General features: G+C 45.5%; 8 protein-coding genes and 1 tRNA gene. All 9 read right to left on the bottom strand.

From position 1 onward, the window contains the following. On the bottom strand, positions 1–1,988 hold a 1,988-nt coding region (gene rpoB / locus QME03_RS02410), incomplete at its 3' end, for a DNA-directed RNA polymerase subunit beta (RefSeq protein ID WP_281723349.1). Positions 1,989–2,207: 219 nt separating this feature from the next. Further along, complete coding sequence (rplL, locus tag QME03_RS02405; protein ID WP_025815564.1) at positions 2,208–2,588, bottom strand: 50S ribosomal protein L7/L12; 381 nt, start codon at positions 2,586–2,588, stop codon at positions 2,208–2,210. 107 nt (positions 2,589–2,695) lie between these two features. Further along, entirely contained in the window at positions 2,696–3,214 is a 519-nt protein-coding gene (rplJ, locus tag QME03_RS02400) for a 50S ribosomal protein L10 (protein WP_273147281.1), read from the bottom strand. 18 nt (positions 3,215–3,232) lie between these two features. Next, positions 3,233–3,925, bottom strand: coding sequence for a 50S ribosomal protein L1 (gene rplA, locus QME03_RS02395; protein WP_009231222.1), 693 nt, complete (start codon positions 3,923–3,925; stop codon positions 3,233–3,235). Between the two features lie 20 nt (positions 3,926–3,945). Further along, the gene (rplK, locus tag QME03_RS02390) at positions 3,946–4,386 is read right to left on the bottom strand and encodes a 50S ribosomal protein L11 (protein ID WP_009231223.1); all 441 of its coding nucleotides are present in this window, start codon (positions 4,384–4,386) and stop codon (positions 3,946–3,948) included. Between the two features lie 57 nt (positions 4,387–4,443). Further along, on the bottom strand, positions 4,444–4,989 hold the full coding sequence (nusG, locus tag QME03_RS02385; RefSeq protein WP_025815563.1) for a transcription termination/antitermination protein NusG: 546 nt from the start codon (positions 4,987–4,989) through the stop codon (positions 4,444–4,446). A 14-nt stretch (positions 4,990–5,003) separates the two neighbouring features. Further along, a complete protein-coding gene (gene secE, locus QME03_RS02380) occupies positions 5,004–5,195 on the bottom strand; it encodes a preprotein translocase subunit SecE (RefSeq protein ID WP_084614337.1) in 192 nt (63 codons plus the stop codon). Positions 5,196–5,211: 16 nt separating this feature from the next. Continuing rightward, a tRNA-Trp gene (locus QME03_RS02375) sits at positions 5,212–5,284 on the bottom strand. A 70-nt stretch (positions 5,285–5,354) separates the two neighbouring features. Then, on the bottom strand, positions 5,355–6,344 hold a 990-nt coding region (gene tuf, locus QME03_RS02370; protein ID WP_281723348.1), incomplete at its 5' end, for an elongation factor Tu.

Below are 6,344 nucleotides of genomic sequence, written 5' to 3'. Positions count from 1 at the left end.
ATAGGAGCATCGTTGTGAAGCAATGGAACTGCCTGGCGCATCATGTTACATCCCATGAGTGCACGGTGACCGTCGTCGTGTTCCAAGAAAGGAATAAGACCAGCCGAAACCGATGCAATCTGCTGAGGAGATACGTCCATGAGGTCTACTTCCTCGGGAGCAACAACTGGGAAATCGGCATCTTGGCGACATTTAACCACATCGCGGATAAATGTTCCGTCTTCGTTAAGCGGTGCATTACCCTGTCCGATGATGTGGTCTTCTTCCTCTTCGGCAGTGAGGTACACCAAGTTTTTATTGTCTAGGTCGGCCACTCCATTCGAAACCTTACGATAAGGAGTTTCGATGAAGCCCAACTCATTAATGTTAGCATAAACGCAGAGCGAAGAAATAAGTCCAATGTTAGGACCTTCAGGGCTCTCGATAGGACAAAGACGACCATAGTGCGTGTAGTGAACGTCGCGCACTTCGAAGCCTGCACGTTCACGAGACAAACCACCAGGACCAAGAGCAGACAAGCGTCGCTTGTGTGTAACCTCGGCAAGAGGGTTGGTTTGGTCCATGAATTGCGACAGTGGGTTGGTTCCGAAGAACGAGTTAATAACGCTCGAAATAGTTTTAGCGTTAATCAAGTCGGTGGGAGTAAACACCTCATTGTCGCGAACATTCATGCGTTCGCGAATGGTGCGGCTCATACGAGCCAATCCGATAGAGAACTGGTTGGCCAATTGTTCGCCAACAGTACGCACACGACGGTTGCTCAAGTGGTCGATATCGTCCACGGTTGCATTAGAGTTAACCAGCTGAATGAGATATTTGATAATTTCAATAATATCGTCTTTGGTTAACACGCGCGTGTCCATATCGGTATCAAGTCCTAGCTTTTTATTGATACGATAACGTCCCACCTCTCCCAAATCGTAACGTTTGTCTGAGAAGAAAAGGTTTTGGAACACTTCTCTTGCGCTAGCATCGTCGGCAGGGTCGGCATTACGAAGCTGACGATAAATGTAAAGCACTGCCTCTTTCTCCGAGTTACTCGGGTCTTTAGCCAGCGTATTGAATATAATAGAATACTTGTTAGCAGCATCGGCATCCTTATGAAGCAACACGGTAGAAACGCCACTATCGAGAATTTCTCCAACGTTTTCTTCCGTAATTTCGGTTTCGCGCTCCATAATCACCTCATTGCGCTCGATAGAAACAACTTCGCCAGTGTCTTCATCAACGAAGTCCTCGTTCCAACTCTTCAGCACACGAGCAGCGAGACGCTTACCCAGCGCCTCCTTCATATTCTTCTTATTTACCTTAACCTCCTCGGCAAGGTCGAAGATTTGCAGGATGTCGCGGTCGTTTTCGTAGCCGATGGCACGCAACAGAGTAGTTACAGGAAGTTTTTTCTTACGGTCGATGTAAGCATACATCACATTGTTGATATCGGTAGCGAACTCAATCCACGAACCTTTGAAAGGAATGATACGCGCCGAATAGAGCATTGTTCCGTTAGCATGAACACCTTGTCCGAAGAAAACGCCCGGTGAACGGTGAAGCTGTGACACTACAACACGCTCGGCACCATTGATAACAAAAGTGCCATTAGAAGTCATATAAGGAATAGTACCCAAGAAAACGTCTTGGATAAAAGTACCGAAGTCTTCGTGATCGGGGTCGGTGCAGTATAGTTTCATTTTAGCCTTCAAAGGCACACTATACGTCAAACCGCGCTCCAGACATTCGTCGATGGTGTAGCGAGGCGGGTCAATATAGTAATCAAGGAACTCAAGAACGAAATTGTTCCGTGTATCGGTTATTGGGAAGTTCTCAGCGAACACCTTATACAAACCGTCGTTCTTGCGTTCCTCGGGTGGTGTGTCCAACTGTAAGAAGTCTTTGAAAGACTTTAACTGCACATCGAGGAAATCCGGATAGGGCATCGGATTATGAACGCTGGCGAAATTTACTCTGTTATCAACAATTTTTGAAGCCATTCAATATGATGTTATATAATGATTATAGGCGAGAACTATACGTTATCCGTGTGGGTAGTGAGATTGGCTTAAGCAGAATTGTCACTGTTGTGATAAGCCTTATAGCGCCTATACTATATTGTGTGGTTTGGAAAAGTGCCTTTAGAAGTGATAAGACACAAAAAGGTTAGGACTCGCCTACTGGGCAAATCCTAACCGTATTTCGGAGTTGGGGTAGAATTACTTCAATTCAACCTTAGCGCCGGCCTCTTCGATAGCCTTCTTCAGGTTCTCAGCTTCGTCCTTAGACAAGCCTTCCTTCAAGGTAGAGGGAACACCGTCAACAAGGTCCTTAGCTTCTTTCAAGCCAAGACCGCAAGCTTCCTTAACAGCCTTTACAACTTGAAGTTTAGCAGCACCTGCTTCAACGAGAACTACGTCGAAAGACGATTTCTCTTCAGCTGCACCAGCTGCACCAGCAGCAGCGGGACCGGCAGCAACAGCAACAGCTGCAGCAGCGGGTTCAATGCCGTATTCCTCTTTGAGGACATTTGCCAACTCGTTTACTTCTTTTACTGTCAAATTTACTAATTCTTCAGCGATAGCTTTGATATCTGCCATTTTATTCTAAATTTTAATTGTTTTTAATATAAGTGTTGTTGATTGACTTTTAATTGAACTCCCACTCGCACATGATTAATTATGCCACGAGAGGAAGGCTCAACGGATTATTCAGGGCGCTCGCCCAATGTTTTGAGCACACCATGGATGGTGCCTGCACCTGATTGAAGAGCAGAGATAACGTTCTTCGCGGGCGATTGCAGCAAGGCCACAATGTCGGCGATAACTTCGTTTTTGCTCTTGAGGGCTACCAATTCGTCAAGTTTATCAGCTCCAACGTAGAAGCTTTCTTCAGCATAAGCTGCCTTGAGCGAAGGAACACCCGTCTTCTTATAGTCGTTCAGCAATTTAGCAGGTTCGTTTGCAACCGTGGTAAACATGATTGCAGTGGTACCTTTCAATGTGCCGTACAAAGGTTCGAAATCGATGTCTGAAGCCTCAAAAGCTTTGTGTAGAAGGGTATTCTTCACAACAGAAAGCTTAATTTCTTTCTTGAAGCAAGCTGCACGCAGCTTCGTGGTCGCTTCGGCGTTAAGGCCAGCGAGGTCAACAAGATAGAAATGAGGATACTCCTTCAGCTTCTTACCGAGTTCTACGATGATAGTATCTTTTACTTCTTTCTTCATTTTACAAAACTTTTAGAGTTATTCAACTGATTTAGGATCAATCTTGATACCCTTACTCATTGTGCTTGAAATAAAGATACTCTTGATATACGTACCCTTAGCAGCGGCAGGTTTGAGCTTAATAACAGTTGCAACGAATTCTTTTGCGTTCTGATAAATTTGCTCGGGAGTGAAAGAAACCTTTCCGATTGAGGTATGGATAATACCAGCCTTGTCTACTTTGAAATCGATTTTACCCGACTTGATGTCCTTTACTGCTTTAGCCACGTCCATCGTAACCGTGCCACTCTTAGGGTTAGGCATCAATCCGCGAGGGCCGAGGATACGACCTACGCTACCTACTTTACCCATTACCGAAGGCATGGTGATGATAACGTCGATATCGGTCCAACCACCTTTAATCTTTTCGATGTATTCGTCAAGACCAACATAGTCGGCGCCGGCTTCTTTGGCAGCAGCTTCAGCATCGGGCGTACAAAGAACGAGCACACGCACAGTCTTACCAGTTCCGTTAGGAAGCGTACACACGCCACGAACCATCTGGTTAGCTTTGCGAGGGTCAACGCCCAAACGCACGTCAATGTCGAGAGAAGCGTCAAACTGAGTAGTGGTAATTTCTTTTACCAACTCAGCAGCCTCTTTTAGTGTATAGGCTTTCCCTGCTTCAATCTTATCAGCTACTGATTTTTGTTTTTTTGTCAGTTTACTCATTTTCTTAATTGAAGTTTTAATTATTTACCAGGGAACTCCCCATTTACAGTGATACCCATACTTCTTGCCGTACCTGCGATAAGCTTCATGGCAGACTCAACCGTAAAACAGTTCAAGTCTTTCATCTTATCTTCAGCTATCACTTTGATCTGCTCCCAGGTGACAGAAGCAACTTTCTGTCGGTTTGGCTGAGCAGAGCCGCTCTTAACCTTAGCAACCTCTTTAAGTTGTACAGCTGCGGGAGGCGTCTTGAGCTCAAAGCTGAATGACTTGTCAGTATAGTAGGTGATGACAACCGGTATAACTTTACCGGCTTTGTCTTGAGTTCTAGCATTGAACTCTTTGCAGAACCCCATAATGTTGATACCTTTCGAACCCAGTGCAGGTCCTACGGGAGGAGAGGGATTTGCAGCGCCACCTTTAATCTGTAATTTGATTAATCCAGCAACTTCTTTAGCCATTTGTTGTTAATATTAAAATTTATTGTTTGTTGAAAGCTATTTGCCCGTAACAGCAAATTAACCTTCTTTTTCTACTTGCATAAAACCTAATTCCAAGGGTGTTTTGCGCCCAAAGATCTTGACCATCACCTTCAGTTTGTGTTTCTCTGTATTTACCTCTTCGATAACTCCAGTGAAACCACTGAACGGTCCGTCCGTAACCTTTACCGTTTCGTCTACAGAATAAGGAATATCAATATCGTTTTCCAATTCTGTGTTTTCTGCGGCACCGAGCATACGATTGATGTCCGACTGGGGTACGGGAGAAGGATTATCCAATCCGCCAAGAAAACCTAAGACATTAGGCATGAATCTTAGGGTATGCGCAACGTCTCCTTTGAGAATGGCTTCAACAAACACATATCCAGGAAGACTAATCTTCTCTTTTTCTACGCGTTTGCCATTACGCAAAGACGCCTGTTTTTCCATGGGTATTAATACCTGAAAAACATGCGACTGAAGCAACGTGTTGTGTTTCAATTCGGCCTCGATGTATTCTTTCACCTTTGCCTCTTTTCCACTAACAGCACGAAGCACATACCAATTCTTCTGTGTCTCTGCCATTGTTTCTTAACAAATTAACTAGGATAGACCCCACTCATGACGAACTTGAACAGGCTGTCCATGATGAACACCACGATTGCAATGACTAGGGAAGCAGATAATACAACCATTGCACTGTGTGTTAGTTCGGCACGGGTAGGCCAAGTAGTATTATGCGCCAGCTCGTTGTAGCAAGCCTTGCAGTAGTTTACTATCTTCTTAAACATATTATCTTCTTATTAGCACGGGAAGGAGGACTCGAACCCACGACCCTCGGTTTTGGAGACCGATGCTCTACCAACTGAGCTATTCCCGTATGTAGGACTCCCACAACCGCTTGTTGCGGAAGCCCTTTTATATTTAATACTTAGCCGAAGCTGGATGTATTATTCAATGATTTCGGTAATCTGACCAGCACCTACTGTACGGCCACCTTCGCGGATAGCGAAACGAAGACCAACGTTCAGAGCAACAGCGTAGATAAGATCTACAGTGATCTCTACGTTATCACCAGGCATTACCATCTCTACGCCTTCGGGAAGAGTGATTTCACCGGTACAGTCCATTGTACGGAGGTAGAACTGAGGACGATATTTGTTACCGAATGGAGTGTGACGACCACCTTCTTCTTTCTTCAGAACGTAAACAGAAGCTTTGAACTTCTTGTGAGGTTTAATCTGACCGGGGTGGCAAAGCACCATACCGCGCTTAATTTCGTTCTTGTCGATACCACGGAGCAACAGACCTACATTATCACCAGCTTCGCCCTCATCGAGCAGCTTGCGGAACATTTCCACACCAGTAACTACGCACTTCTTGTCTTCACCAAGACCGAGCAACTCAACTTCGTCGCCCACCTTAACCTTACCAGTTTCGATACGACCCGTAGCAACAGTACCACGACCTGTAATCGAGAACACGTCTTCAACAGGCATCAAGAAAGGTTTGTCAACTTCACGAGGAGGCAGAGGAATCCAAGTATCAACAGCGTCCATCAGTTCCATAACTGAATCAACCCACTTGTCAACGCCGTTCAATGCACCAAGGGCAGAACCGCGGATGATAGGCGTGTTGTCGCCGTCGTATTCGTATTGATCAAGCAGCTCGCGCATTTCCATTTCAACAAGTTCAAGCATTTCCTCGTCTTCAACCATGTCGCACTTGTTCAGGAACACAACCAACTTAGGAACGTTTACCTGACGAGCGAGAAGCACGTGTTCGCGAGTTTGGGGCATAGGACCATCGGTAGCGGCAACTACAATGATGGCACCGTCCATCTGAGCAGCACCAGTTACCATGTTCTTCACATAGTCGGCGTGACCCGGGCAGTCAACGTGAGCGTAGTGACGATTTGCAGTTTCATACTCAATGTGGGC

The organism is Hoylesella shahii (assembly GCF_937990675.1).
In the GTDB taxonomy this organism is placed as follows: Bacteria; Bacteroidota; Bacteroidia; order Bacteroidales; family Bacteroidaceae; genus Prevotella; species Prevotella shahii.
This window is presented reverse-complemented; position numbering and strand designations above follow the sequence as displayed.